Source organism: Streptomyces durocortorensis (genome assembly GCF_031760065.1).
GTDB lineage: Bacteria > Actinomycetota > Actinomycetes > Streptomycetales > Streptomycetaceae > Streptomyces.
In genome coordinates, this window is record NZ_CP134500.1 from 6,442,005 (window position 1) to 6,466,642 (window position 24,638).

At 71.5% G+C, this 24,638-nt stretch carries 23 protein-coding genes; 9 read left to right on the forward strand and 14 right to left on the reverse strand.

Annotated elements, in window-relative coordinates; genetic code table 11:
* The first annotated feature begins 68 nt into the window (after window positions 1–68).
* Both RI138_RS28465 and RI138_RS28470 read left to right on the forward strand, forming a co-directional pair.
* Window positions 69–1,541 (forward strand): AlkA N-terminal domain-containing protein, encoded by a 1,473-nt coding sequence (locus RI138_RS28465; RefSeq protein WP_311122178.1) that lies wholly within the window; start codon window positions 69–71, stop codon window positions 1,539–1,541.
* A gap of 12 nt (window positions 1,542–1,553) precedes the next feature.
* On the forward strand, window positions 1,554–2,090 hold the full coding sequence (locus RI138_RS28470) for a methylated-DNA--[protein]-cysteine S-methyltransferase (protein ID WP_311122179.1): 537 nt from the start codon (window positions 1,554–1,556) through the stop codon (window positions 2,088–2,090).
* Window positions 2,091–2,228: 138 nt separating this feature from the next.
* On the opposite strand, the gene RI138_RS28475 is transcribed toward RI138_RS28470, so the two are convergent.
* A complete protein-coding gene (locus RI138_RS28475; protein WP_311122180.1) occupies window positions 2,229–2,813 on the reverse strand; it encodes a TMEM165/GDT1 family protein in 585 nt (194 codons plus the stop codon).
* Window positions 2,814–3,202: 389 nt separating this feature from the next.
* Between RI138_RS28475 and RI138_RS28480 the strand changes: the two genes are divergently transcribed.
* Window positions 3,203–3,619: a (2Fe-2S) ferredoxin domain-containing protein gene (locus RI138_RS28480; protein ID WP_096628343.1), complete on the forward strand. Its 417-nt coding sequence runs from the start codon at window positions 3,203–3,205 to the stop codon at window positions 3,617–3,619.
* 11 nt (window positions 3,620–3,630) lie between these two features.
* Here the strand turns inward: RI138_RS28480 and RI138_RS28485 are convergent, their stop codons facing one another.
* Together RI138_RS28485 and RI138_RS28490 are read right to left on the reverse strand one after the other, a co-directional pair.
* Entirely contained in the window at window positions 3,631–4,362 is a 732-nt protein-coding gene (locus RI138_RS28485; protein WP_311122181.1) for an SIR2 family NAD-dependent protein deacylase, read from the reverse strand.
* 125 nt (window positions 4,363–4,487) lie between these two features.
* Window positions 4,488–4,985 carry an NUDIX hydrolase gene (locus tag RI138_RS28490; RefSeq protein ID WP_311122182.1) on the reverse strand — a complete coding sequence of 166 codons (498 nt, stop codon included), beginning with the start codon at window positions 4,983–4,985 and terminating at the stop codon, window positions 4,488–4,490.
* A gap of 151 nt (window positions 4,986–5,136) precedes the next feature.
* Here RI138_RS28490 and RI138_RS28495 point away from each other — a divergent pair, with 151 nt between their 5' ends.
* Complete coding sequence (locus RI138_RS28495; protein ID WP_311123045.1) at window positions 5,137–6,255, forward strand: glycerate kinase; 1,119 nt, start codon at window positions 5,137–5,139, stop codon at window positions 6,253–6,255.
* Between the two features lie 83 nt (window positions 6,256–6,338).
* Here the strand turns inward: RI138_RS28495 and RI138_RS28500 are convergent, their stop codons facing one another.
* Window positions 6,339–7,070, reverse strand: coding sequence for a PucR family transcriptional regulator (locus tag RI138_RS28500; protein ID WP_311122183.1), 732 nt, complete (start codon window positions 7,068–7,070; stop codon window positions 6,339–6,341).
* Window positions 7,071–7,322: 252 nt separating this feature from the next.
* Between RI138_RS28500 and RI138_RS28505 the strand changes: the two genes are divergently transcribed.
* From RI138_RS28505 to RI138_RS28525, 5 genes are read left to right on the forward strand one after another with little or no spacing between them, the layout of a single operon-like run.
* Complete coding sequence (locus RI138_RS28505; protein WP_311122184.1) at window positions 7,323–8,120, forward strand: ABC transporter ATP-binding protein; 798 nt, start codon at window positions 7,323–7,325, stop codon at window positions 8,118–8,120.
* Window positions 8,108–8,917: an ATP-binding cassette domain-containing protein gene (locus tag RI138_RS28510; RefSeq protein WP_398863921.1), complete on the forward strand. Its 810-nt coding sequence runs from the start codon at window positions 8,108–8,110 to the stop codon at window positions 8,915–8,917. Before RI138_RS28505 ends, RI138_RS28510 begins: the two co-directional genes overlap by 13 nt.
* Window positions 8,914–9,804 (forward strand): branched-chain amino acid ABC transporter permease, encoded by an 891-nt coding sequence (locus tag RI138_RS28515; protein ID WP_096628332.1) that lies wholly within the window; start codon window positions 8,914–8,916, stop codon window positions 9,802–9,804. The genes RI138_RS28510 and RI138_RS28515 overlap by 4 nt, the downstream gene beginning before the upstream one ends.
* On the forward strand, window positions 9,797–10,993 hold the full coding sequence (locus RI138_RS28520; RefSeq protein WP_311122186.1) for a branched-chain amino acid ABC transporter permease: 1,197 nt from the start codon (window positions 9,797–9,799) through the stop codon (window positions 10,991–10,993). Before RI138_RS28515 ends, RI138_RS28520 begins: the two co-directional genes overlap by 8 nt.
* Window positions 10,990–12,243, forward strand: coding sequence for an ABC transporter substrate-binding protein (locus tag RI138_RS28525; protein WP_311122187.1), 1,254 nt, complete (start codon window positions 10,990–10,992; stop codon window positions 12,241–12,243). Before RI138_RS28520 ends, RI138_RS28525 begins: the two co-directional genes overlap by 4 nt.
* Before the next feature lie 61 nt (window positions 12,244–12,304).
* Here RI138_RS28525 and RI138_RS28530 read toward each other — a convergent pair whose 3' ends face one another.
* From RI138_RS28530 to RI138_RS28575, 10 genes are all read right to left on the reverse strand, one after another.
* Window positions 12,305–14,479, reverse strand: coding sequence for a bifunctional serine/threonine-protein kinase/ABC transporter substrate-binding protein (locus tag RI138_RS28530; protein WP_311122188.1), 2,175 nt, complete (start codon window positions 14,477–14,479; stop codon window positions 12,305–12,307).
* A gap of 72 nt (window positions 14,480–14,551) precedes the next feature.
* Window positions 14,552–15,397: a hypothetical protein gene (locus RI138_RS28535; RefSeq protein ID WP_311123046.1), complete on the reverse strand. Its 846-nt coding sequence runs from the start codon at window positions 15,395–15,397 to the stop codon at window positions 14,552–14,554.
* A gap of 243 nt (window positions 15,398–15,640) precedes the next feature.
* A complete protein-coding gene (gene pssA / locus RI138_RS28540) occupies window positions 15,641–16,504 on the reverse strand; it encodes a CDP-diacylglycerol--serine O-phosphatidyltransferase (RefSeq protein WP_179500162.1) in 864 nt (287 codons plus the stop codon).
* Entirely contained in the window at window positions 16,491–17,138 is a 648-nt protein-coding gene (locus tag RI138_RS28545) for a phosphatidylserine decarboxylase (RefSeq protein ID WP_096628326.1), read from the reverse strand. Before RI138_RS28545 ends, pssA begins: the two co-directional genes overlap by 14 nt.
* Window positions 17,139–17,318: 180 nt before the next feature.
* On the reverse strand, window positions 17,319–18,524 hold the full coding sequence (locus tag RI138_RS28550) for an acyl-CoA dehydrogenase family protein (protein WP_096628325.1): 1,206 nt from the start codon (window positions 18,522–18,524) through the stop codon (window positions 17,319–17,321).
* Between the two features lie 78 nt (window positions 18,525–18,602).
* Complete coding sequence (locus tag RI138_RS28555; RefSeq protein ID WP_096628323.1) at window positions 18,603–19,106, reverse strand: MaoC family dehydratase; 504 nt, start codon at window positions 19,104–19,106, stop codon at window positions 18,603–18,605.
* Between the two features lie 2 nt (window positions 19,107–19,108).
* Window positions 19,109–20,083 carry an HpcH/HpaI aldolase/citrate lyase family protein gene (locus tag RI138_RS28560; protein ID WP_096628322.1) on the reverse strand — a complete coding sequence of 325 codons (975 nt, stop codon included), beginning with the start codon at window positions 20,081–20,083 and terminating at the stop codon, window positions 19,109–19,111.
* Window positions 20,080–22,092, reverse strand: coding sequence for a protein meaA (locus RI138_RS28565; protein ID WP_311122189.1), 2,013 nt, complete (start codon window positions 22,090–22,092; stop codon window positions 20,080–20,082). Before RI138_RS28565 ends, RI138_RS28560 begins: the two co-directional genes overlap by 4 nt.
* Before the next feature lie 9 nt (window positions 22,093–22,101).
* Entirely contained in the window at window positions 22,102–23,439 is a 1,338-nt protein-coding gene (ccrA, locus tag RI138_RS28570; protein ID WP_096628319.1) for a crotonyl-CoA carboxylase/reductase, read from the reverse strand.
* A gap of 356 nt (window positions 23,440–23,795) precedes the next feature.
* On the reverse strand, window positions 23,796–24,587 hold the full coding sequence (locus RI138_RS28575; protein WP_311122190.1) for a GNAT family N-acetyltransferase: 792 nt from the start codon (window positions 24,585–24,587) through the stop codon (window positions 23,796–23,798).
* Window positions 24,588–24,638: the final 51 nt, after the last annotated feature.

Sequence of the window (24,638 nt, forward strand, 5' to 3'; positions counted from 1 at the left end):
CGGCTGAGGCGAGGCCCATGTCGGATTTCCGCCAGCCAGGCCCCTGACCGGTGGACCATCCTGGAGTCATGCACACCGACACCGAGCGCTGCGTACGGGCCGTCCAGTCCAAGGACGCCCGCTTTGACGGCTGGTTCTTCACCGCGGTCCTGACCACCCGGATCTACTGCCGCCCCAGTTGCCCCGTCGTGCCGCCCAAGGTCCGCAACATGACCTTCTACCCCAGCGCCGCCGCCTGCCAGCAGGCCGGATTCCGGGCCTGCAAGCGGTGCCGCCCCGACACCAGCCCCGGCTCCCCCGAGTGGAACGCCCGCGCCGACTCGGTGGCCCGGGCCATGCGGCTGATCCAGGACGGGGTCGTCGACCGCGAGGGCGTACCGGGCCTGGCCTCCCGGCTCGGCTACTCCGCCCGCCAGATCGAGCGCCAGCTGCTGGCCGAGCTGGGCGCGGGCCCGCTGGCCCTGGCCCGGGCCCAGCGCGCCCAGACCGCCCGCCTGCTCATCGAGACGACCACGCTCCCGATGGCCCAGGTGGCGTTCGCCGCCGGATTCTCCTCGATCCGCACCTTCAACGAGACGGTCCGCGAGGTCTTCGCCCTGGCCCCCGGCGAACTGCGCACCCGCGCCGCCCGGGTCCCGCAGGCCACCGCCGTCCCGGGCGTGATCTCCCTCCGCCTCCCCTACCGGACCCCGCTCAACCCCAGCAATCTCTTCGGCCACCTCGCCGCCACCGCCGTCCCCGGCGTCGAGGAGTGGCGGGACGGCGCGTACCGCCGCACCCTCACCCTTCCGTATGGGCACGGCGTCGTCGCCCTCGCCCCGCAGCCCGACCACATCGCCTGCCGACTCTCTCTCACCGACCCCCGCGACCTCACCCGGGCCATCAGCCGCTGCCGCTGGCTGCTCGACCTGGACGCGGACCCGGTCGCCGTCGACGCGCAGCTGCGCACCGACCCGCTGCTCGCCCCGCTGGTCGAGGCGGGCCCGGGGCGCCGGGTGCCCCGGACGGTGGACGGGGCGGAGTTCGCCGTACGCGCGGTGCTCGGGCAGCAGGTCTCCACCGCCGCCGCCCGCACCCACGCGGCCCGGCTGGTGACCGCACACGGCATCCCGGTGGACGACCCCGAGGGAGGTCTGACACACCTCTTCCCCACCCCAGGTGCGCTGGCGGGCCTCGACCCGGAGGCCCTGGCCCTGCCGCGCACCCGCCGCACCACCCTCACCACGCTCGTCGAGGCCCTCGCGGAGGACCGGCTGCGGCTGGACACCGACACCGACTGGGAACAGGCCCGCGCCGAACTCGCCGCGATGCCCGGCTTCGGCCCCTGGACGGTCGAGTCCATCGCCATGCGGGCCCTCGGTGACCCCGACGCATTCCTCCCCACCGACCTCGGCATCCGCCGGGCGGTCGAGCGGCTGGGTCTCCCGGCCACCCCCGCCGCCCTCACCGCACGAGCCGCCGACTGGCGCCCCTGGCGGGCGTACGCCGTGCAGTACCTGTGGACGGTGGACGACCACGCCATCAACCACCTGCCCGCCTGAAGGAGGCGCCCCATGGCCACGACCGTGACCACCACACCCCCGGCGACCAAGCGGCACACCGTCGTCGACAGCCCCTACGGCCCCCTGACGCTCGTCGCCACCGACGGTGTCCTGTCCGCCCTCTACATGACCGATCAGCGCCACCGCCCGCCCCAGGAGGCCTTCGGGGTGCCGGACCCGGAGCCCTTCGGCGAGGCGATCCGCCAGCTCGCGGCGTACTTCGCCGGTGAACTCACCACGTTCGAGCTCCCGTTGTGCCTGGACGGCACGCCGTTCCAGCGGAGCGTGTGGGCGGAGCTGCTGAAGATCCCGTACGGCGAGACCCGTACGTACGGCGAACTGGCCGAGAACCTCGGCAAGCCCGGCGCCTCGCGGGCCGTCGGCCTGGCCAACGGCAAGAACCCGGTCGGGATCATCGTGCCCTGCCACCGGGTGATCGGCGCCTCCGGAAGCCTCACCGGATACGGGGGCGGCCTGGACCGCAAGCAGCGGCTGCTCGCCTTCGAGAGCGGCGGCGGAGGACAGGACGGGGTGCAGGCGCTGTTCTGAACGGGAAGAGAGGGACGTGAGCGGGAAGAGAGGAATGCAAGCCGGACGAGAGGGACGTGAACGGGAAGAGGAGCGTGTAAACGAAAGAGAGGGGCATACCGGCCAGGCGGCGGGTACGCCTCTGAGACCGCACCGCCCTCAGCCGGTGAAGATCTCCACGGCCGACCAGACCGCGAGGCCCAGCATGCAGATCCCGCCGATGCGCTGCACGGTCTTCAGCGGTACGCGGCCGGCGATGAACTTGCCCGCGAGCAGCGCGAGGGCCGACACGGACATCAGGGCGGCGGCCGAACCGATCGCCGTGGACCAGGTGCCGTTGCTCGCGGCGAGGTTGGCGGTGGTGATCTGCGTCAGGTCGCCCCACTCGCTGATAAAGACCGCCATGAACGCCGTCGAGCAGACCGGCCAGAACCCGGTCACCGTCTTCACGTCCGTCCCGTCCTCGTCGTCCCCGCCGCTGCCGCGCAGCAGCATGAACGCGCCGAACGCGAAGAGCGAGGCCGAGACGAGCTTGACGACCCAGTCGGGCAGCAGCCCGATCAGGCTGCCCGCCCCGACGGCGATGGCGACATGCACGACGAACGCGGACGAGGTGCCGAACCAGACGTAGAGCGGGCGCATCCGCGTGCCCATGGCCAGCGACGCGAACATCGTCTTGTCGGGGAGCTCCGCGAGGAAGATCAGCCCGAAGGCGGTGATGACCGCCAGAGGGTCGAGGTGCATTCCGGGTGGCTTTCTGTGCGAGCCGGGCCCCGGATCTTCGCGAAGCGCCGCTCGGGCTTTTCGGAGGACCACTCGGCCCGGCATGACGGCAGCGCCCACGGAGCGTGGACGTGTCATACAGGACCGAAGGTCTCGCCCGCCCGTGGGAATCCCTGCGGATCCACGAGCCCGGCCACCGGGAACCCGAAGGCTCCAGTGTGTCGACGACCGGTTTGCGGGGCTACTCCCCTTCGCAGCCCTCAACACTACCTCACGCGGGCGGAACGGGGTGCAGGTGTTCGAGTCCGGACGGTCTCGGTAGAGTCGCGGTGATCATCGCGACCGGCGGTGGTCGCCCAACCCGCCCCATCCCGCTCTGTCCCACTCCACCGCGACGGGAAGTGCCCCTCATGAGCCGCCGCCCCCGCCCCCGCCCCGGCAAGGACGTGCCCGCCCAGGGCGTGCCCCGGCCCACCGTCAGCGTCTGCCGGGGCTGCTGCTGCGGCACCGAGAAGATCCCCGGCGTCGATCACGCGGCCCAGCTGGCCCGGCTGCGCTCCGGTCTTGAGGGCGCCGCCACCGTCCGGGCGGTCGAGTGCCTGGACGCCTGCGAGCAGGGCAACGTGATCGTCGTCCAGCCCTCGGCCGAGGGCCGCCGCGCCGGAGGCCGCCCGGTCTGGCTGGGCCTGGTCAACGACGAACACGCCGAGCAGGACATCGTGACCTGGGCGGCGGCGGGCGGCCCGGGGCTCGCGGACGCCCCGGACATCCTCGACCTGTACGTCTTCCAGCCCTCGCGGCGGGTCCGGGCGGGCCTGGACGGCTGAGCCGGGTCCGGTCAGCCGCCGGCCGGCCCGGCCAGCCCCGCCAGCAGCTTCGGCAGCGCCGTACCGATCGGCTCCCGGACGACCTCGACGGCGAGTTCGTCGTACGGGGTGGGCTCCGCGTTCACCACGATCAGCCGGGCCCCGTGCTCCGCCGCGATCCCGGCGAGCGAGGCCGCGGGCTGCACCTGGAGCGTCGTACCGACCGCCACGAACACCTCGCACGCCTTGGCGATCGTCATGGCGTCGGCCAGCACCTTCGGGTCCAGTCGCTCGCCGAACATCACCGTCGCCGACTTCAGAATCCCGCCGCACACTGTGCACCCCGGGTCCGGCTCGCCCGCCTCGACCCGCTCCAGGGCCTCGGCCATCGAGGACCGGGCGTGGCAGCGCGTACAGACCACCTCGCGTGCCGTGCCGTGGAGTTCGAGCACCTTGCGGTCGGGCAGTCCGGCCCGCTGGTGCAGCCCGTCGACGTTCTGCGTGATCACCCGGACCGGGGTGCCGGACCGCTCCAGCTCCACCACCGCCCGATGGGCCGCGTTCGGCTCGGCGTTCCAGGCGGAGCTGGTGCGGCGCATCTGCCAGGAGCGGCGGCGGATCTCCGGATCGGCCATGTAGAAGTCGTAACGGACGAGCTTCTCCGCCTCCGGATCCTTCCGCCACACCCCGCTGGGCCCCCGGTAGTCGGGGATGCCGGAGTCCGTGGAGATACCGGCACCACTGAGGATCGCGACAAGGGTCATGCGGCGAGGGTACGGAGCGGGAACGCGTCCCACGAGCGGATTTCGCCGGTGCGGGTCCGGCCACGGCCCCGCAGGGCCGACGGTCTCTCCCGCCCGAGCCTCGGCCCCAGCGGGGCCGACGCCGCCTACGTGACCGGCTCTCCGTCCTCCAGCTCCACCGTGCCGCCGCCGGACACCACCACGTCCAGCGCCGCCCGCACCCGCTGCTCCAGCGGACCCAGCAGATAGCCGCCGAGCTCTCCCGGGGCGACGAGCTTCCAGGAGAGCAGCTCCTCCTCCTGGAGCCGGATCGCCGCGAACCGCTCGGGGGCGAGCACCCCGCCGTCGTACACGTACGCCACGATCGGCGGGCGGCCGGCGCCGCGCACCCAGTCGACGGCGAGCAGCCGGCCCGGTGTCACGTCGAGCCCGATCTCCTCCGACGTCTCGCGCCGAGCACCCTGCCGGGGGCTCTCGCCCGTCTCCGACTCGACCGTTCCGCCGGGCAGCGCCCAGCCCTTGCGGTAGTTCGGCTCGACGAGCAGGACCCGGCCCTCCTCGTCGCGGAAGAGGCATGCGGCACCGGCGAGGACCCGGGGGAGTCCGGCGATGTACGCGGCGTAGTCGGCATCGGCAGTGGTCACGGCCGCCAGCGTAGTAGGGGACGCGGGGGCACCGGGGCGGAACGGGGCGGTTGTGGACGCCCATGGCAGATCAGGGGCCGTGCGGATAGGGTCGGGGCGGCGCGACTGCCTGTTCGAAAGCAAGGGATGCAAGGTGACGGACGGAGCAGATGTGGAGACCGCCCGCGTGCTCGTCGCGGCGGACAAGTTCAAGGGCTCGCTCACGGCCGTACAGGTCGCTGAGCGGGTGACGGCCGGGCTGCGGCGCGTCGTCCCCGATGTGCGGGTGGAGACCCTGTCGGTCGCGGACGGGGGCGACGGTACGGTCGCGGCGGCGGTGGCCGCCGGATTCGAGCGCCGGGAGGCGCGGGTGACCGGACCCCTCGGGGACCCGGTGACGGCGGCGTACGCGCTGCGCGGGTCCACCGCCGTGGTGGAGATGGCCGAGGCCTCGGGCCTCCAGCATCTGCCCGACGGGGTGTTCGCCCCGCTCACGGCCACCACGTACGGCTCCGGCGAACTGCTGGCGGCCGCCCTCGACGCGGGGGCGACGACGATCGTGTTCGGGGTCGGCGGCAGCGCCACCACGGACGGCGGCGCGGGCATGCTCGCCGCCCTGGGGGCCCGCTTCCTGGACGCGGACGGCAAGCCTGTCGGCCCCGGCGGCGGGGAACTGGCCGAGCTGGCCGAGGCCGACCTGTCCGGGCTCGACCCGCGCCTGAAGGACGTCGACCTGGTCCTGGCCAGCGACGTGGACAACCCGCTGACCGGGCCCAAGGGCGCCCCCGAGGTGTACGGGCGGCAGAAGGGGGCGAGCGAGGAGGACATCGCGGTCCTCGACGCGGCCCTGGCCCACTACGCCTCGATCCTGGGCCCCGACACGGCGGCCCTGCCCGGCGCGGGCGCGGCCGGAGGCATCGGCTACGGGGCGCTCGTCGCCCTCGGCGCCCGCTTCCGCCCCGGCATCGATGTGATGCTCGACGTCCTCGGCTTCGCCCCCGCACTCGCGCGGGCCACGCTCGTGGTCACCGGCGAGGGTTCGCTCGACGAGCAGACCCTGCACGGCAAGGCCCCCGCCGGGGTCGCCGCCGCCGCCCGCGCGGCCGGTGTCGAGGTCGTCGCGGTCTGCGGCCGCCTCGCCCTGTCCCCGGAGGCACTGACCGGGGCGGGCATCGCGCGCGCCTACGCCCTGGCCGACCTGGAACCGGACCCGGCGGTGTCGATGGCCCAGGCCGGACCGCTGCTGGAACGGGCGGCGGAGTCGATCGCCAGGGACTTCCTGCTGAGCTGACGCACGCACGTACGCACGGGGGACCACGGGGGACCACGGGGTACGGGGAGGGGGCCGGGCAGCGACCGGGCCCCCTACCGGCCTCACGGCGGCGCCGACGTCAGCCGCAGCGCGTCCAGCGCCAGCACCAGGTCGACCAGTTCGCGCGGCCGTGACAGCGACCGGCCCGTCAGGCCCTCCAGCCGCCGCAGCCGGTTGCACACCGTGTTGCGGTGACACCGCAGCCGGGCCGCCGCCCGCCCCGCCGAGCCCCCGCACTCCAGCCACGCCTCCAGCGTCCCCACCAGCAGCGACCGCTCCGCAGGCGCGAGGGTCAGCAACGGGCCGAACACCTCCGCCAGGAGCCGGGTGGACAGCTCCGGGCGGCTCACCAGCAGGGCCGCCGGCAGCCGCTCGTCCAGCCGTACGATCTCCCGGCTCCCCGGCTCGCACGTCAGCAGCGCCGTACCCGCCAGCCGGTGCGCCGCGGCCAACTCCGCCAGCGAACCCACCACCGGGCTCACACCCCCCGGCCCCGCGCCCCGCTCCCTCAGCCACGCCGCGGCCCGGGCCGGGCCAGCCGGTCCCAGCAGCACCACGGCGACCTCCCGGCCCGACGCGTCACCCCCACCGCACCAGCACCAGCGCGTCCCGTCCGGATCAGGGCCCGGGGTTGCCGCCGAGGGCCCCGGCTCGGGCGAGTCCAGGACCACCACCGCGTACCGCCCCCGTTCGGGCAGCCCGAGCGCCCGCGCCGCGCGCTCCACCAGGTCCGGGGGGTTCCGGCCGGCCAGCAGCGGGCCGAGCAGCACCTCGTACCGCGTTTCACGCCGCATCCGCTGCTCCGTCCCCGGGTCCGGGCGCTCCTGATGACCGACGAGGATGCCAGCGGCCGCACGGCGGGGCGCCCGCGCGTCACGGGTCCTGTGCGCGTGCACAACGCGGCCCCGCCTTCGCTGGTCACCCGCATCGACTCCACCCCGCGCTGTGGACGCGCGTCCGGCCCGGTGCTGGTCTGTGGCACCACCCCCCCCACGCACGAGCACCACGGAAGAGCACGACACGACAAGGCGGAAGGAGGAGGACGCATGGCAACGCTAGAGATCCGCGCGCTGTCCGTCGGCTACGGCCCGGTCCGGGCGCTGCGCGACATCTCCGTCGATGTGCCGGACGGCGCGATCACCGCCGTACTCGGCGGCAACGGCGCGGGCAAGACCACGCTGCTGCGGGCCGTGTCGCGGACCCTCGGCTTCCACCGCGGGACGGGCACCGGCACGATCCGGTTCGACGGCCGCCCCCTGGAGGGGCTGCGGCCCGCCCAGGTGGTGGCCGCCGGAGTGGTCCAGGTACCGGAGGGCCGGCAGGTCTTCGCCCGGATGACGGTGGCCGACAACCTGCGGGCGGGCGCCCTCGGGGCCCGCGGCGGGCGCAAGCGGACGAACGCCGCACTGACCCGGGTGCACGAGCTGTTCCCGGTACTGGCCGACCGCGCGAACCAGCGGGCCGGGCTGCTGTCCGGCGGCGAGCAGCAGATGCTGGCGATGGGCCGCGCCCTGATGGCCGGACCCCGGCTGCTCCTGCTGGACGAGCCCTCGCTCGGCCTCGCCCCGCTGATGGCGGCCAGGATCGCGGAGACCGTGCAGGAGATCAACGCGAGCGGCACCTCCGTCATGCTCGTCGAGCAGAACGCGGCCATCGCGTTGCGGCTCGCCTCCACGGCGTACGTCCTCGATGTCGGCGAGGTCGCCCTGTCCGGGCCCGCCGACGAACTCGCCGCATCCGACGAGGTGCGCCGCCGCTACCTCGGCGTCGTCGACGAGAACGCCGCGGCGGACACCGACCCGGCCGCCCGGACCCGCCGCACCCTGAGCAGGTGGTCCGCGTGACCACCACCGCGACGGCTCCCGCGGACAGCACCACGGCCGCCCTCGCCGTGCAGGACGTCACCGTGCGCTTCGCCGGGCTGACCGCCCTGGACAGCGTCTCCTTCACCGTCGAACCCGGCAGTGTGCACGCCGTCATCGGACCCAACGGCGCGGGCAAGTCCACCTGCTTCAACGTGCTCTCCGGCGTCTACCGTGCCACCTCCGGACACGTCCGGCTCGGGGGGACCGAGCTCACCGGACTCGCGCCGCACGCCATCGCGGGCCTCGGTGTCGCCCGCACCTTCCAGAACCTGGCGCTGCCGCCGCACGCGACCGTCGCCGACAGCCTGCTGCTCGGCCGCCACCGGCTGACCCGCTCCGGCTTCATCGCCACCGGACTGCGGCTGCCCTCCGCCGCCCGCGAGGAGCGGCGCCACCGCGAGAGGGTCCGCGAGATCGCCGAATTCATCGGCCTGGAAGGGGCGTTGGAGCGGCCCGCGGGCTCGTTGCCGTACGGGCAGCAGAAGCTCGTCGAGCTCGGCCGCGCGCTGTGCATGGAGCCGCGGGTCCTGCTGCTCGACGAGCCGATCGCCGGGATGACCGCCGCCGAGCGCCACCGTACCGCCGCCGTCGTGGCGAACGTACGCGACAGCCTCGGCATCTCCATCGTGCTGGTCGAGCACGACATGGGGGTGGTGATGCGGCTCGCGGACGCGGTGACCGTACTCGACTTCGGACGCAGGATCGCGGGCGGCACCCCCGCCGAGGTCCAGAACGATCCGGCTGTCGTCCAGGCCTACTTGGGAGCACCTCAATGACCACGTTCGTCGAACTCCTCCTCGGCGGCCTGTCGATCGGCTCGGTCTACGCCCTGATCGCGCTCGGTTTCGTCGTCATCTTCAAGGCCACCGAGGTCGTCAACTTCGCCCACGCGTCCCTCCTGTTGGCGGGCGGGTACGTCACCGCCGTGCTCCACGACGACATCGGGTTCTGGCTTGCGCTGCTCGTCGGGATCGCCGGGGCCGCGACCGTCGGGGCGGCCATCGAGTTCTTCGTGATGCGCCGCTACCGGGGCAGCGACCACAGCGTCCTGGCCATCGTCACCATCGGCGTCGACATCCTCCTCATCACCGAACTCACCCGCCGCATGGGCACGGACGTCCTCGCCCTCGGTGATCCCTGGGGCAACGAGGTCGTCACCGTCGGCGGCATCACCCTCGCCCAGACCCGGATCGCCGCGTTCCTCGCCGCCGGGCTGCTGATCACGGTCTTCCTGCTCGCCTTCCGCTACACCTCGTGGGGCGTGTCGATGCGCGCCGCCGCCGAGAACCCGCAGACCGCGGCGCTCATGGGCATCAAGCTCGGCCGGGTCTCGCTCGCCGCCTGGGCGGTCGCCGGAGCCCTCGCGGCCGTCGCCGCCCTCTTCCTCACCGTGTTCCCGACCCCCGGCCTCGAACGCTCCACCTCGCTCGCCGCGCTCAAGGCGTTCCCCGCCGCGATCCTCGGCGGACTCGACTCCACGACCGGGGCGCTCGCCGGCGGACTCATCGTCGGCGTCACGGAGTCGCTCGCCACCGGCTACCAGAGCGACCTCTCCTTCCTCGGCCGGGGCATCGGCGATCTCGCCCCCTACCTGGTGATGGTCGCCGTCCTGCTCATCCGGCCCGCGGGACTCCTCGGCACGAAGGAGCTCGCCCGTGTCTGACACCGCCGCCTCCGGCACCACCGCCGAAGCCGCCCCCGAGGCGACCACCGCACCCGCCCCCGCACCCGGTCCCGCGCAGACCCTCACCGACCGGCTGCGCCGACCCCGTACGTACGCCGTCCTCCTCGGCTCCGTCCTGCTCCTCGTCCTCCCGTTCTACCTGGACCGCTTCTGGCTCCAGGCCGGACTGTTCGCGATGGCGGCGGCGATCGGCGCCATCGGGCTCAACATGCTCACCGGGGCCACCGGACAGCTCTCCATGGGCCACGCGTTCTTCCTCGCGGTCGGCGCGTACGGCTACTGCGTCCTGGCGGGGGAGAGCAGCACCGAGAACGGGCACACCCTGACCGGCCTCGGACTGCCCACCTGGCTGGCCGCGATCCTCGCCGTACTGCTCGCGGGCGCCGTCGGCGGGCTGTTCAGCCCGATCGCCGGTCGGCTGCGCGGCGCGTACCTCGGTATCGCCACCCTCGCGCTGATCTTCATCGGCCAGCACGTCCTGTTCAACGCGGGCTCCCTGACCGGTGGTTACAACGGGCGGGCCGTACCGCCGCTCTCCCTCTTCGGGCTCACCTTCGACGACAGCGAACTCGTCGTCGCCGCCGTACCGTTCGGGGCTTCCGAGAAGCTCTGGTACGTGGGCCTGGTCGCGCTGCTGCTCAGTGCGCTGTTCGCCCGCGGCGTGCTGCGCGGCCGGCCGGGCCGGGCGATGAACGCCATCCGCGACCACCGGATCGCGGCCGGGGTGATGGGCGTGCCCGTGGCGCGCTACCGGGCCGGGGTCTTCGTCCTGTCCTCGATGTACGCAGGCCTCGCGGGCGTCCTGCTCGCCCTGGTCTTCCAGCGGACCGTTCCCGAGTACTTCGGCATGATCCTGTCCCTCGAATACCTCGCCATGATCGTCATCGGCGGGCTCGGCAGCGTCGGGGGAGCGGTGATCGGCGCCGCCTTCGTCACCCTGCTCCCGCAGGTCCTCACGCACTACAGCGACTCCCTCCCGCTGGTCTCCGCCCCCGGCACGGGCGGGCTGGCACCCGGTGAGGCATCCCGCTACCTGTACGGCGCCGCGGTGGTCGCGGTGGTCCTGTTCCTGCCCGGCGGCCTCGCCCGCCTCGGCCTCGCCCGCGCGAGGAAACCAGCGGCTCCGAAGAATCCAGCGGCTCCGAAGAATCCAGGGGAGAAGAAATGAAACGCAGAGCGCTCACAGCCGTCGTCGCGGCTCTCACCGTCACCCTCGTCGGGTGCAGCGGCAAGGCGACCGAAGGAAAGGGCGACGAGCAGGACAAGGCCGGGGTCAAGACCGGCCCCGGCGTCTCCTCCTCGGCGATATCCCTCGGCGTGCTGACCGACATGACGGGCGTGTACGCCTCGCTCGGCAAAAGCGTCACCCAGGCGCAGCAGCTGTGGGTGAAGCAGACGAACGCCAAGGGCGGTATCTGCGACCGCAAGGTCGAGCTGACGGTCCGCGACCACGGCTACGACCCGCAGAAGGCGATCGCCGCGTACACCGAGCTGGAGCCGAAGGTAGTGGGCTTCGCCCAGTTCATCGGCTCCCCGTTCGTTGCCGCCGTCGAGCAGCGCATCGACGGCCAGGACAAGGGCCTGGTCCTGCCCCAGGCCTGGTCGGCGAACCTGCTGGGCTCCCCGTACATCCGGGTCATCGGCGCCACCTACGACATCGAGACGATCAACCTGATCGACCATCTGCTCTCCGAGAAGCGCATCGCCAAGGGCGACAGGATCGGTCATGTGTACTTCGAGGGCGACTACGGCGAGAACGCGCTCGTCGGCTCGGAGCACGCGGCGAAGGAGGCCGGTCTCACCGTCGTCGAGCAGAAGATCAAGCCGACCGACAACGACATGACGGCGCAGGTCGCCGCCCTCAAGCAGGCCGGGGTCAAGGCCGTGATCGTCAGCGCGGGCCCGCGCCAGGCGGCCTCGCTCGTCGGCGTCGCGGCGGCCACCGGCTTCAACGTCCCCGTCGTGGGCAACAACTCCGCTTTCGCGCCCCAGCTGTTGAAGACCCAGGCGGGCCCCGCCCTGCTCAAGGACTACTACGTCGCCGCCTCCACGCTGCCCATCGGCGACCCGGGCGACGGCCCGGCCAAGCTCGCGAAGGAGTACGCGGCCCGGTACCCGAAGGACGTGCTCGACAACGGCGTCGTCGCGGGCTACACAGCGGCCTCCATCTACGGCGAAGCCCTGATGAAGGCGTGCGAGGACAAGGACCTCACCCGGGAGGGAATCGGCAGGGCACTCCTCACGATCAAGGGGTACGGGAGCGAGTTCGGCGTCTCGCACGACTTCTCGGACCCTAAGGCGCCGTCCACCCGGCAGAGCGTCATCATGAAGCCGGACGCCTCGGTGCCCGGCGGGCTGAAGGTGGTCCGGCCCGCGGCGGCGGCCCCGGCGGCCGAGTCCTTCACGATGAAGCCCTGACCCCGCGGCAGGACTCGGCGGCGGGCCCGGCCCTCACCGGCCCGGCCCGCCGCTGCCGCCCTCAGACCTCGGTGCCGTCCATCCCGATGTACCGGAAACGCCCCCGCTCCACGCGGTAGATGAAGACCCCGGTCCCGGTGTACATCCCGTTGGCGGACTCGAAGGCGTAGCTCTTGGAGACGCCCTTGTACGAGGTCACCCGCAGCGCGGGCAGCAGGTCCTGCCGGCTCAGCTTCTCCCGGCCCAGCCCCTCCGCACAGGCGGCGATCAGCCCCACCGCGTCGTACGCCTCCGCGGCCAGCAGCGGCGGCGCCGCGCCGAAGCGCTCGCGGTAGGCGGCGGCGAACGCGTGCACCGAGGGCACGGAGGAGGGGTCGGCGGCCGTCGAGACCACCAGCCAGCTCAGCGCGGCCTCGCCCGCCTCCGCCAGGAAGCGGGGATCGTGCACGGCCTGGGTGCCGATCCTCGGACCCAGGAACCCGGCCCCGACCAGAGCCTTCGCGAACCGGGCCGCGTCCCGCCACCCGCCGCCGTACACCACCGCCCCCGGCTGCTTCGCGGCGATCCGCTCCGCCTCGGCGTCCAGATCGCGGGTGCCCTCCCGTACGGTCTCCGCGAGCACCGTGCGGCCGTTGCCGCGCAGCCCGGCGTCGAGGTAGCGGGTGGTCTGCCGGCCGTACTCGGTCCCGTCGTCCACCAGCGCGACCTTGTCGATCTCGTACGCCCCCAGGAACTGGGCCACCGGCAGCATCTGCATGTCGTTGCGCGGCCGGGCGCACAGGAAGGTCCGGTTCAGATGCCGGATGTCCCCGTCGACCACGCTGAGCAGCGGCAGCGCCGCCTCGTCGTACGCGACCAGCGCCTCCCGGGCCGCGTCCGTGCCGGTCGCCCCGAGGGCCGCCACCAGCAGCGGGTCCTCGGCGAACCGGCGCACCGCCGCCGTCGCCCGCTCCTCGTCGCCCCGGTCGTCGACCGTGGTCAGCCGCAGCGTGAACGGCGCGTCCTTCCGCGCGTTGTGCTCCTCCACGGCGAGCAGCGCCGCCCGTTCCTGGCCCTTGCCGACGGCCGCCGACGGGCCGCTGAGGTCGGCCTGAAGCCCGATGCGCAGCTCCGGGCGGGCGGTGGTCCCGCGCCCCTCGCCCCCGCCGCGGGGGGCCTTGTCGTCACGGGAGGAGACCAGCCACGCGGTGGTGCCGCCCGCCGCCGCGATGGCCGCGCCGCCGGTGACGTATGCGAGGAAGCGCCGCCGGCCGGGGGAGGCCGGGACGGCGGACGTGTTCCCGGAGCCGGCTCCGGTGCCCGGGTCGGTGTCCGCCGGGCCGCCGGACGATCCCGCGTCCAGGCTGGTCGCCTCGATGTCGGGCAGCGCCAGCATCCGGGCGGACCGCTCGGCGATCAGATGCGTCACCGGGCCGGGCAGCCAGCTGCCGCCCGATACGTCCTCTGCGAAGGCCCGCCGGACGTCACCCGCCGTCGGACGCCCCTCGGGCCCCTTGGCCAGGCACGCCTCGACGACCGGGAGCAGCCCCGGCGGCAGCGCGCCCAGCTCCGCCGTGTCGTGCACGCTACGGAAGAGCATCGCCTCCACCGGGCCGCTGCCGAACGGCCGGCCGCCGGTGGCCGCGTACACCAGGACACAGCCCAGTGAGAAGACGTCGCTCGCCGGGCCGATCCGCCGCCCCTGCGCCTGCTCGGGCGAGAGGAAGCCCGGGGAGCCGACGATCGCGTCCGTCGCCGTGAGGACCGTGTCGTCCAGGGCCCGCGCGATCCCGAAGTCGATCAGCCGGGGGCCGTCCAGACCCAGCAGCACGTTCCCGGGCTTCACGTCCCGGTGCACGAGCCCCGCCCCGTGGACGGCCTCCAGCGCCTCCGCCAGCATCGAGCCGAGCGCCCGCGCGCTGCGCTCCGGCAACGGCCCGCCGCTCCCGACCGCCTCGCTCAGGGCGGGCCCCGGCACGAACTCGGTGGCCAGCCAGGGCGCGGCCGCCTCGGTGTCGGCGTCGACCACCGGCACCGCCCACCGGTTGCGGACCTGCCTGGCGATCGCCACCTCGCGCCGGAAACGGGTGCGGAAACCGGTGTCGTCGGCGTACTCCGCCCGGATCAGCTTGATCGCCACCAGCGCGCCGCCGGGCGACCGGCCCAGCAGTACCACGCCCATGCCCCCGGCGCCGAGCCGGCCGAGGACGCGGTAGCCGGCGATCCGCGCCGGGTCCGTGGAACGGAGCGGTTCCATCAGCGGTCAGGGCCTTTCGTGGGGATCAGTCCGGACCGGGAAGCGGGGTCCGGTGGGCGACGTGCGGTGCGGTCACTTCAGTTCCAGCTCGACGCGGTAGAGGACCTTGGCGCCGCCCTCGGCGGCGATCCGCAGCAGTTCGGTGTTGGTGTAGCCCTTCGCGCCCTTGACCGAGACGGCCGTCGTGACCGGGCCGATCCGGGACTTGGTCCATACGTAGTCCTGCGTCCCGCCCGAGCCCGGCCCGGTGTACTTGCCCGCCTCGAACAGCGAAGCATCCGCGTTGCGGACGTCCTTCTGGTCGAACTGGAGGGACATCAGACCGCTCAGGCGCTGCCCGCCGCCCAGCTCCTGCCGCGGGCAGCGGAAGCTCTCCTGGACGGTGTCCTTGATCTCCTGGTCAGCACCCGCCTCCGTCCGGTGCACGGTCACGGTCACCGCCCCCTGGACCCGTCCCTTGCCGCCCTGGGCCGGCACGTCGAGCCGCCGGGTGAAGCTGTCCAGCACACCGGAGGGCAGCGGGGTGCGGCTCCAGACACAGGAGTCCGCCAGCACCGGCCAGGTGCCGCCGCTCTCGTACGGGGAGTGCCGCACCATCCCGGCCGCCCAGTCCATCTCGCCGAGCGCGGCGTTGCGCGTCAGCTCGCGGGCCTGCGCCGCGTTGTTCGGTACGCGAGCGGGGTTCGGGGTGAAGTCGTACGCACTGGGCAGTGCCCCCGGCTGCCTCGACTCCTCGGGGTCCTCCGGGGCTTTCGGGTCCTTCGGGTCCGGCTTTCCGGACGCCCCCGTCTGCTGCCCGGCCGACCGGCTCGGCTCCGGCCCTTGCCCGCCGTCCTTCGCGGAGCCGCCGCACCCCGCCAGCAGCACCCCCGCCGCCGCGACCGCGACCACCCGCGTCCCACCCAGTGCCAGCTTCATCATCGGCCCCCCGGTCCCCGCTCCGCGCCTGGCCGGAAGGGGCCAGGCGTCGGCTGCGAGGTGATTCTAGAAGCCCGGTGGGCCGAGATGACGGGAACCTCGTACTCAGTCCCCTGCCGGAACATCCCAGCCATGGCGAGGACTCCGCCTCTGGCGAAGCCCCGGCCCGCGGTGGTATACGCACGAGGGGCCCGGATGCCGGGGAGCATCCGGGCCCCGAGGGCCTGTCGTACGTATCCGCCGCTACGGCAGTTGTGCCGCCCGCGCCTCGCGCCGGTTGTCACGGAACGTGTTCACCCGTCGCGCCGTGGCGAACAGCGGGATCACCGCGCCGAGCACCACCTGGAGCGCGCAGCCCGTCTGGAGCAGCAGCTGACCGCCGGGCGCGTCGAACGCCCAGGCGGCGAGCAGGCCCATCGCGGCCACGATCCAGCTGAGCATCGCCACCGCGAGGACGCCCCGCGGCTTGGGGTACTCCACCCGGCTCACCATCAGCCATGCCACACCGATGATGGCCAGCAGCGTCGGAACGAAGGGCAGCTCCAGGAGCACGATCGAGATGACCGTGAGCGCTCCGAAGGGGCTAGGCATGCCCTGGAACATGCCGTCCTTCAAGGTCACGCAGGAGAATCTGGCCAGCCTGAGCACCACCGCCAGGAGCACCACGATCGCAGCCAGCGCCGACACCCGCTGATGGGCGTCGTCCGCGACCATCCCGTACACGAGCACGAAGTAGGCCGGCGCGAGTCCGAAGCTGATGAGGTCCGAGAGGTTGTCCAGCTCGGCGCCCATCGGCGAGGAGCGCAGCTTGCGCGCCACCAGTCCGTCGAACAGGTCGAAGATCGCGGCCATCAGCATGAGGATCACCGCCGTGGCGGCGGAGTGCCTGGCCATGCCCGTCTCGTCGCTGCCCGTGAGGTGGGGGATCAGAATGCCCGTGGTGGTGAAGTACACCGCCATGAACCCGCACGTCGCATTACCGAGCGTGAGCGTGTCCGCTATCGACAGCCGCATCGACAGCGGCATGTCCTCCGCGCTGTCGGTGTCTCTCGCCTCGTCGGCCTCAGGAACCCAGCCGGCCTTGGTATCCGGATCAATCACGGTCAATTCGAGTCACCCCCGCGGTGGTGGCCTGGCCGACCTCGACCGCGACATCGATACCCTCCGGGAGGTAGATGTCCACGCGCGAGCCGAAGCGGATCAGGCCGATGCGCTCGCCCTGCTCGACCTTCGTGCCCTCGGGGAGGTACGGCACGATCCGACGGGCGACCGCTCCCGCGATCTGCACCATCTCGATGTCGCCGAGCTCGGTGTCGAAGTGCCAGACAACGCGCTCGTTGTTCTCGCTCTCCTTGTTGAACGCCGGAACGAACCCGCCCGGGATGTGCTCGACCGACGTCACGGTGCCCGCCAGCGGCGCGCGGTTGACGTGGACGTTGAGGGGGCTCATGAAGATCGCGACGCGGGTGCGCCCGTCCTTCCACGGCATGATGCTCTGCACCACACCGTCGGCCGGGGAGATCACCCGGCCGTCAGTGATCTCGCGCTCGGGGTCACGGAAGAACCACAGCATGCCCGCCGCGAGCGCGGTGGTGGGCACGGCCACGGCCGCCCAGCGCCCCGACTTGCGGGCGCGGGCCAGGCTGAGGGCTGCGGTGGCGACGGTCGGCAGGAGCCAGGGCGATGCTCCGCGGGCGATGCGGACCCCGCCGCGGGGTGCAGAGGTAGGGCTGTCGGGCATGGATGACCTTCGTAGCGGATGATGCCGCGCTGGCAACGGGGGACGGCGGCTTTCCGGCGATGCTATCGGTTGCCGGGCGCAACTGGGCAAGCCAGCAGCCGAGTCGGACTGCTGAAAAGCACCCGCCGAGGATGACTCGGTGTGATGTTCTTCGCCACCAAATCACCTCGAAAGGGACAATCAGCCCTGGAATCGGTACTCCTCCAGGAGGCGCCGGCCAATGATCATTTTCTGGATCTCGGCGGTACCTTCACCGATCAGCAGCATCGGCGCCTCGCGGTAGAGGCGCTCGATCTCGTACTCCTTGGAGAAGCCGTAACCGCCGTGGATACGGAAGGCGTCTTCGACGACTTCCTTGCAGTACTCGGAGGCGAGGTACTTCGCCATCCCTGCCTCCAGGTCGTTTCGTTCCCCGGAGTCCTTTTTGCGTGCCGCATTCACCATCATCGCATGGGCGGCTTCGACCTTGGTGGCCATTTCGGCCAGTTTGAACTGGATCGCCTGGTGCTGGGCGATCGGTTTGCCGAAGGTGTGGCGCTGCTGGGCGTACGAAACGCCCAGTTCGAACGCACGTTGAGCGACACCGCAACCACGTGCGGCGACATTCACCCGGCCGACCTCGACGCCGTCCATCATTTGGTAAAACCCTCGGCCGGTCGTGCCTCCGAGCACACGATTGGCCGGAATGCGCAGGTCGTCCATGATGAGCTCGGTCGTGTCGACGCCCTTGTAACCCATCTTGTCGATCTTCCCGGGGATGGTCAGGCCGGGCCGGACCTCTCCGAATCCGGGCTCCTTCTCCACCAGGAAGGTCGTCATCGACTTGTGCGGCGCGGTGCCCTCGGGGTGGCCTTCGTCACTTCGGCAGAGAACAGCCACCAGCGTCGACGTTCCGCCGTTCGTCAGCCACATCTTCTGGCCGTTGAGAACGTACTCCTCGCCGTCCCTGACACCCTTGGACGAGATCGCCGAGACGTCCGAGCCGAGCGCCGGCTCGGACATCGAGAACGCGCCCCGCACCTCGCCGAGCGCCATCCGGGGCAGGAACGTGTCCTTCTGTTCCTGGGTGCCGTGCTGCTTGAGCATGTAGGCCACGATGAAATGCGTGTTGATGATGCCCGACACGCTCATCCAGCCGCGCGCGATCTCCTCCACGCACAGCGCGTAGGTGAGCAGCGACTCACCCAGACCCCCGTACTCCTCGGGGATCATCAGCCCGAACAGGCCGAGCTCCTTGAGCCCCTCCACGATTTCCGTGGGGTACTCGTCGCGGTGCTCCAGCTGGGTCGCGACCGGAATGATCTCCTTGTCGACGAAGTCCCGGACCGTGGCGAGGATCTCCCGCTGGATGTCGTTCAGACCGGCGGTCTGGGCGAGTCGCGTCATGGCTGCTTCTCCTGTGGCTTCACGCGGATGGCTTCAAGGCTTCACGCGGTTGGTTGGCCGACTGCTGTCCGTGGCCGGTTACTTGGCGGGCGTCGGGCGGCCCGGCTGTTCGCCGCCCCGCTCCTTGATGTACGTCTCGGTGGGGACCATCACCTTGCGGCGGAACACGCAGACCACGGTGCCGTCCTGCTTGTAGCCCTTGGTCTCGACGTACACGATCCCGCGATCGCTCTTGGACTTCGACGGCGTCTTGTCCAGCACGGTCGTCTCGCCGTAGATCGTGTCGCCGTGGAAGGTCGGCGCGATGTGCTTCAGCGATTCGACCTCCAGATTGGCGATGGCCTTCCCGGAGACGTCCGGCACCGACATGCCGAGCAGCAGCGAGTAGATGTAGTTGCCGACGACGACGTTCTTCCCGAAGTCGGTCGTCTTCTCCGCGTAGTTGCTGTCCATGTGCAGCGGGTGGTGGTTCATGGTCAGCAGGCAGAAGAGGTGGTCGTCGTACTCCGTGACCGTCTTTCCGGGCCAGTGCTTGTAGACCGCGCCGACCTCGAACTCCTCGTAAGTGCGTCCGAACTGCATGATCAGGCCTCCGGGGCTTCGAACTTGGAGGTGCGCTGCATTCCGGCGGCCCGGCCCTTGCCCGCGATGACCAGGGCCATCTTGCGGCTGGCCTCGTCGATCATCTCGTCGCCGAGCATCGCCGAGCCCTTCTTGCCGCCCGCTTCGGAGGTGCACCAGTCATAGGCGTCGAGGATCAGCTCGGCGTGGTCGTAGTCCTCCTGCGAGGGCGAGAACACCTCGTTGGCCGCGTCGACCTGGCCCGGGTGCAGCACCCACTTGCCGTCGAAGCCGAGAGCGGCCGCGCGGCCCGCGACCTCGCGGTAGGCGTCCACGTCACGGATCTGGAGGAACGGGCCGTCGATCGCCTGGAGATCGTGCGTACGGGCCGCCATCAGGATGCGCATCAGGATGTAGTGGTAGGCGTCCGCCGGGTAGCCGGGCGGCTGCTGGCCGACGACCAGGGTCTTCATGTTGATCGACGCCATGAAGTCCGCCGGGCCGAAGATCAGCGTCTCCAGGCGCGGCGAGGCGGCGGCGATGTCGTCGATGTTCACCAGGCCCTTGGCGTTCTCGATCTGCGCCTCGATGCCGATCTTCCCGACTTCGAAGCCCATCGTCTTCTCGATCTGGGTCAGCAGCAGGTCCAGCGCCACGACCTGCTGGGCGTCCTGGACCTTCGGCAGCATGATGCAGTCGAGGTTGGGACCCGCGCCCTCGACGACCGTGATGACGTCCCGGTACGTCCAGTGCGTCGTCCAGTCGTTGACCCGCACGACCCGGGTCTTGCCGCTCCAGTCACCGTTGTTCAGCGCGTCCACGATCGTGTGGCGGGCGCCCTCCTTGGCGAGCGGCGCGCAGGCGTCCTCCAGGTCCAGGAAGACCTGGTCGGCCGGGAGGCCCTGGGCCTTCTCCAGGAAGCGCGGGTTCGAGCCCGGCACGGCCAGACACGAGCGCCGGGGGCGCAGCCGGTTCACGGGGGTGGTGGGCGTGGTCATGCGGGGACCTCCAGAGGGTCGAGCTTGTTCGCTTTCCGGATCTCGTCGACGATACGGCCGATGATCTCCGTGATGCCGAAGTCCTTCGGGGTGAAGACGGCGGCCACACCGGCTTCGATGAGTGCGGCGGCGTCCGCCGGCGGGATGATGCCGCCCGCGATCACCGGAATGTCCGGGGCCCCGGCCTCGCGCAGCCGGTTCAGCACGTCGGGCACCAGCTCCGCGTGCGAGCCGGACAGGATCGACAGCCCCACGCAGTGCACGTCCTCGGCGAGCGCCGCGTCGGTGATCTGCTCGGGGGTGAGCCGGATGCCCTGGTAGACCACCTCGAACCCGGCGTCCCTGGCCCGTACGGCGATCTGCTCCGCGCCGTTGGAGTGCCCGTCCAGACCGGGCTTGCCGACCAGCAGGCGCAGCCGCCCCACGCCCAGGTCGGCGGCGGTACGGGCGACCTTCTCGCGGACCAGGGCGAGCGTGCTGCCCGGCTCGGCGGCGATCGCCACCGGGGCCGAGGAGACCCCGGTGGGCGCGCGGAACTCGCCGAAGACGTCCCGCAGTGCCCAGGACCACTCGCCGGTGGTGACGCCCGCGCGAGCGCATTCGACGGTGGCTTCCATCATGTTCCGGGTGCCCGCGGCGGCCTTCTTCAGCGCGGCCAGCGCCTCCGTCGCCCGGGCCTCGTCGCGGTTGTCCCGCCACTCGTGCAGGGCGGCGACGACCCGGGCCTCGTTCTCGGGGTCGACCGTCATGATCGCGCCGTCGAGGTCGGAGGTGAGCGGGTTGGGCTCGGTCGTCTCGTAGATGTTGACGCCGACGATCTTCTCCTCGCCGCCCTCGATCCGGGCCCGCCGCGCCGCGTGCGAGGAGACCAGCTCGGACTTGAGGTAGCCGGACTCGACGGCCGCCATCGCGCCGCCCATCTGCTGGATGCGGTCGATCTCCGCCATCGACTCCTCGACCAGGGCGTCCACCTTGGCCTCGATGACGTGCGATCCGGCGAAGATGTCCTCGTACTCCAGCAGATCGCTCTCGTGGGCCAGCACCTGCTGGATGCGGAGCGACCACTGCTGGTCCCAGGGGCGTGGCAGCCCCAGTGCCTCGTTCCAGGCGGGGAGCTGCACCGCGCGGGCGCGGGCGTCCTTGGAGAGGGTGACGGCCAGCATCTCCAGGACGATGCGTTGGACGTTGTTCTCCGGCTGCGCCTCGGTCAGGCCGAGGGAGTTGACCTGGACGCCGTAGCGGAAACGGCGCTGCTTGGCGTTGGCGATGCCGTACCGCTCCCGCGTGACGCGGTCCCAGATCCGGCCGAAGGCGCGCATCTTGCACATCTCCTCGATGAAGCGGACGCCCGCGTTCACGAAGAACGAGATCCGGGCGACCACGTCACCGAACTTCTCCTCCGGGACCTGGCCCGAGTCGCGGACCGCGTCGAGCACCGCGATGGCGGTCGACATGGCGTACGCGATCTCCTGGACCGGGGTCGCCCCCGCCTCCTGGAGGTGGTAGCTGCAGATGTTGATCGGGTTCCACTTGGGGATGCGGTTGACCGTGTACGTGATCATGTCGGTGGTCAGCCGTAGTGAGGGCACCGGCGGGAAGACGTGGGTCCCGCGCGAGAGGTACTCCTTCACGATGTCGTTCTGCGTGGTCCCCTGGAGCTTGGCGGGGTCGGCCCCCTGCTCCTCCGCGACCACCTGGTAGAGCGCCAGCAGCCACATGGCGGTCGCGTTGATCGTCATCGAGGTGTTCATCTGCTCCAGGGGGATGTCCTGGAACAGCCGGCGCATGTCACCGAGGTGTGAGACGGGCACACCGACACGGCCCACCTCGCCGCGGGCGAGAATGTGGTCCGGGTCGTATCCGGTCTGCGTGGGCAGATCGAAGGCGACCGAGAGACCCGTCTGTCCCTTGGCGAGGTTGCGGCGGTACAGCTCGTTGGACGCCTCGGCGGTCGAGTGACCGGCGTACGTCCGCATGAGCCAGGGCCGGTCCTTCTGACGTTCGTTCATCGGAGAACCTCAGACGTTGCGGAAGCGGTTGATGGCGTCGATGTGCTGCTCGCGCATTTCCTGGTTGCGCACGCCCAGGCCCTCGCGCGGGGCCAGTGCCAGGACGCCGACCTTGCCCTGGTGGACGTTGCGGTGGACGTCGTGGGCGGCCTGGCCGGTGTCCGCCAGGGAGTACACCTTGGAAAGCGTCGGGTGGATCTTGCCCTTGGCGATGAGGCGGTTGGCCTCCCAGGCCTCACGGTAGTTGGCGAAGTGGGAGCCGATGATCCGCTTGAGGGACATCCACAGGTAGCGGTTGTCGTACTCGTGCATGTAGCCCGAGGTGGAGGCGCAGGTCGTGATCGTGCCGCCCTTGCGGGTGACGTAGACCGAGGCGCCGAAGGTCTCGCGGCCCGGGTGCTCGAAGACGATGTCGATGTCCTCGCCGCCGGTGTACTCGCGGATGCGCTTGCCGAAGCGCTTCCACTCCTTCGGGTCCTGGGTGCGCTCGTCCTTCCAGAACTTGTAGCCCTCGGCGTTGCGGTCGATGACCGCCTCGGCGCCCATCGCCCGGCAGATGTCGGCCTTCTCCGGGCTGGAGACGACACAGATCGGGTTGGCGCCGCCCGCCAGCGCGAACTGGGTGGCGTAGGAGCCGAGTCCGCCGCTCGCGCCCCAGATCAGCACGTTGTCGCCCTGCTTCATCCCCGCGCCGTTGCGCGAGACGAGCTGGCGGTAGGCGGTGGAGTTGACCAGGCCCGGGGCCGCTGCCTCCTCCCAGCTGAGGTGCTGGGGCTTGGGCATCAGCTGGTTGGACTTGACGAGCGCGATCTCCGCCAGCCCGCCGAAGTTCGTCTCGAAACCCCAGATGCGCTGCTCGGGGTCGAGCATCGTGTCGTTGTGCCCGTCGGAGGACTCCAGTTCGACGGAGAGGCAGTGCGCGACGACCTCGTCGCCCGGGTTCCAGGCGTTCACGCCGGGGCCGGTGCGCAGGACGACGCCCGCCAGGTCGGAGCCGATGACGTGGTACGGCAGGTCGTGGCGCTTGGTGAGCTCGCTGAGCCTTCCGTACCGCTCCAGGAAGCTGAACGTCGACACCGGCTCGAAGATCGAGGTCCAGACGGAGTTGTAGTTCACCGAACTGGCCATCACGGCGACGAGGGCCTCGCCGGGGCCGAGTTCGGGGACCGGGACCTCGTCGAGGTGGAGCGACTTGCGGGGGTCCTTGTCGCGGGATTCGAGCCCCGAGAACATCTCCGCCTCGTCCTTGTGCACGGTGATCGCGCGGTAGGACTCGGGGAGGGACAGGGCCGCGAAGTCCGCGGCGGTGCTGTCCTGGGATTGGATCGCGTCCAGGATTTCCTTCACGGTGTTGCCTCCGGTGATGCGGCGTCGAGGGAACGCTTGAGGGGCCCTGCTGGCAGGGGTGCGGTGTGGTGTGGAGGTGTTGCCGTCGGTTCGGCGGGGTGGAGCTCGGCTTTGCTCGGTGGAGCAGAAGGGTGCCTGTGACGCAGGCGTCCGGGCGCGCAGCACGGTGGTTGCGGGGACAGCCGGCGTACGTGTGAGTTCTCAGCACGCCGGCCGCCCGGACACCTTCAACGTATGGCACTGCGTGACACCTGACAAGGCACCCAGTGCCAACAATTTCTCTCACTTGTCATCTCGTAGGCACGCATGAGCAACACGATGGGCGTTGTGAGACGTTCTGTCCTGCTGGCGGGCGGTTACGGGCCGGGTCGGTACACATACGGCGTCGTCGCCCCGAGCTCCCTGAAGCCGAGCCGGACCAGGATCGGGGCCGACATGTCGCTCGCGTCGACCTGGAGATACCGGTAGCCGCGCTCGGCGGCGATCCGTGCCCGGTGGGCGACCAGCGCCCGGTAGATGCCCCTGCCCCGCCAGGCGGCGACCGTCCCGCCGCCCCAGAGCCCCGCGAAGCCCGTCCCCGGGTACAGCTCCATACGGGCCGAGCTGACCGGCTCCCCGCCGGCCGTGACGACGAGCGCCACGAAGTCGTCGGGGGCCGATTCCAGCCGCTTCACGACCTGGTGCAGGAGGCGGGTGCCGTCCGTGCCGAACGCCCGCTCATGGGCCAGCGCCATCAGCTCCGCCCCCGCCGCGTCGCTCACACGGCGCAGCGTGACGCCCTCGGGCAGGGGGGCCGCCCCGGTGAGCGGCCCGGCCGGGGCCGCCAGCAGGGTTTCCGGCGGCTCCGGCACGAACCCGGCCGCCCGCAGCCGGTCACCCAGATCGGCCGGCCGGTCGTGCGCGTACAGCTTCCACTCGAATTCCGGGAGGCCGAGCGCCGCGCAGTGCCGGATCTGGGCCGCGATCGCCGCGTCGGCCCCTTCGCCGTCCAGGTCCGGGGACGACCAGACGACCCCGTTCCAGTCGCTCCGGCCGCCCACCTGGCGCACCAGGGGCCCATCGCGCTCGACCCGGACGCCGGGGCCGTCGGGTCGGGCGTGCTCGCGCATCGTGCGGTCGTACAGGGCACGTACTTCGTCGGTTCGCATGGCCGGAACCCCATCACGGGGCCGTGGCCCTCGCGAACGGTTTACGGCTCC

What these genes read in the sequence shown, in the direction of transcription:
- RI138_RS28465 (WP_311122178.1), top strand. Translation starts at nt 69, where the DNA reads ATGCACACCGACACCGAGCGCTGCGTACGGGCCGTCCAGTCCAAGGAC.
- RI138_RS28470 (WP_311122179.1), top strand. Translation starts at nt 1,554, where the DNA reads ATGGCCACGACCGTGACCACCACACCCCCGGCGACCAAGCGGCACACC.
- RI138_RS28475 (WP_311122180.1), bottom strand. Translation starts at nt 2,813, where the DNA reads ATGCACCTCGACCCTCTGGCGGTCATCACCGCCTTCGGGCTGATCTTC.
- RI138_RS28480 (WP_096628343.1), top strand. Translation starts at nt 3,203, where the DNA reads ATGAGCCGCCGCCCCCGCCCCCGCCCCGGCAAGGACGTGCCCGCCCAG.
- RI138_RS28485 (WP_311122181.1), bottom strand. Translation starts at nt 4,362, where the DNA reads ATGACCCTTGTCGCGATCCTCAGTGGTGCCGGTATCTCCACGGACTCC.
- RI138_RS28500 (WP_311122183.1), bottom strand. Translation starts at nt 7,070, where the DNA reads ATGCGGCGTGAAACGCGGTACGAGGTGCTGCTCGGCCCGCTGCTGGCC.
- RI138_RS28505 (WP_311122184.1), top strand. Translation starts at nt 7,323, where the DNA reads ATGGCAACGCTAGAGATCCGCGCGCTGTCCGTCGGCTACGGCCCGGTC.
- RI138_RS28515 (WP_096628332.1), top strand. Translation starts at nt 8,914, where the DNA reads ATGACCACGTTCGTCGAACTCCTCCTCGGCGGCCTGTCGATCGGCTCG.
- RI138_RS28525 (WP_311122187.1), top strand. Translation starts at nt 10,990, where the DNA reads ATGAAACGCAGAGCGCTCACAGCCGTCGTCGCGGCTCTCACCGTCACC.
- RI138_RS28530 (WP_311122188.1), bottom strand. Translation starts at nt 14,479, where the DNA reads ATGGAACCGCTCCGTTCCACGGACCCGGCGCGGATCGCCGGCTACCGC.
- RI138_RS28535 (WP_311123046.1), bottom strand. Translation starts at nt 15,397, where the DNA reads ATGAAGCTGGCACTGGGTGGGACGCGGGTGGTCGCGGTCGCGGCGGCG.
- RI138_RS28545 (WP_096628326.1), bottom strand. Translation starts at nt 17,138, where the DNA reads ATGCCCGACAGCCCTACCTCTGCACCCCGCGGCGGGGTCCGCATCGCC.
- RI138_RS28550 (WP_096628325.1), bottom strand. Translation starts at nt 18,524, where the DNA reads ATGACGCGACTCGCCCAGACCGCCGGTCTGAACGACATCCAGCGGGAG.
- RI138_RS28555 (WP_096628323.1), bottom strand. Translation starts at nt 19,106, where the DNA reads ATGCAGTTCGGACGCACTTACGAGGAGTTCGAGGTCGGCGCGGTCTAC.
- RI138_RS28560 (WP_096628322.1), bottom strand. Translation starts at nt 20,083, where the DNA reads ATGACCACGCCCACCACCCCCGTGAACCGGCTGCGCCCCCGGCGCTCG.
- RI138_RS28565 (WP_311122189.1), bottom strand. Translation starts at nt 22,092, where the DNA reads ATGAACGAACGTCAGAAGGACCGGCCCTGGCTCATGCGGACGTACGCC.
- RI138_RS28575 (WP_311122190.1), bottom strand. Translation starts at nt 24,587, where the DNA reads ATGCGAACCGACGAAGTACGTGCCCTGTACGACCGCACGATGCGCGAG.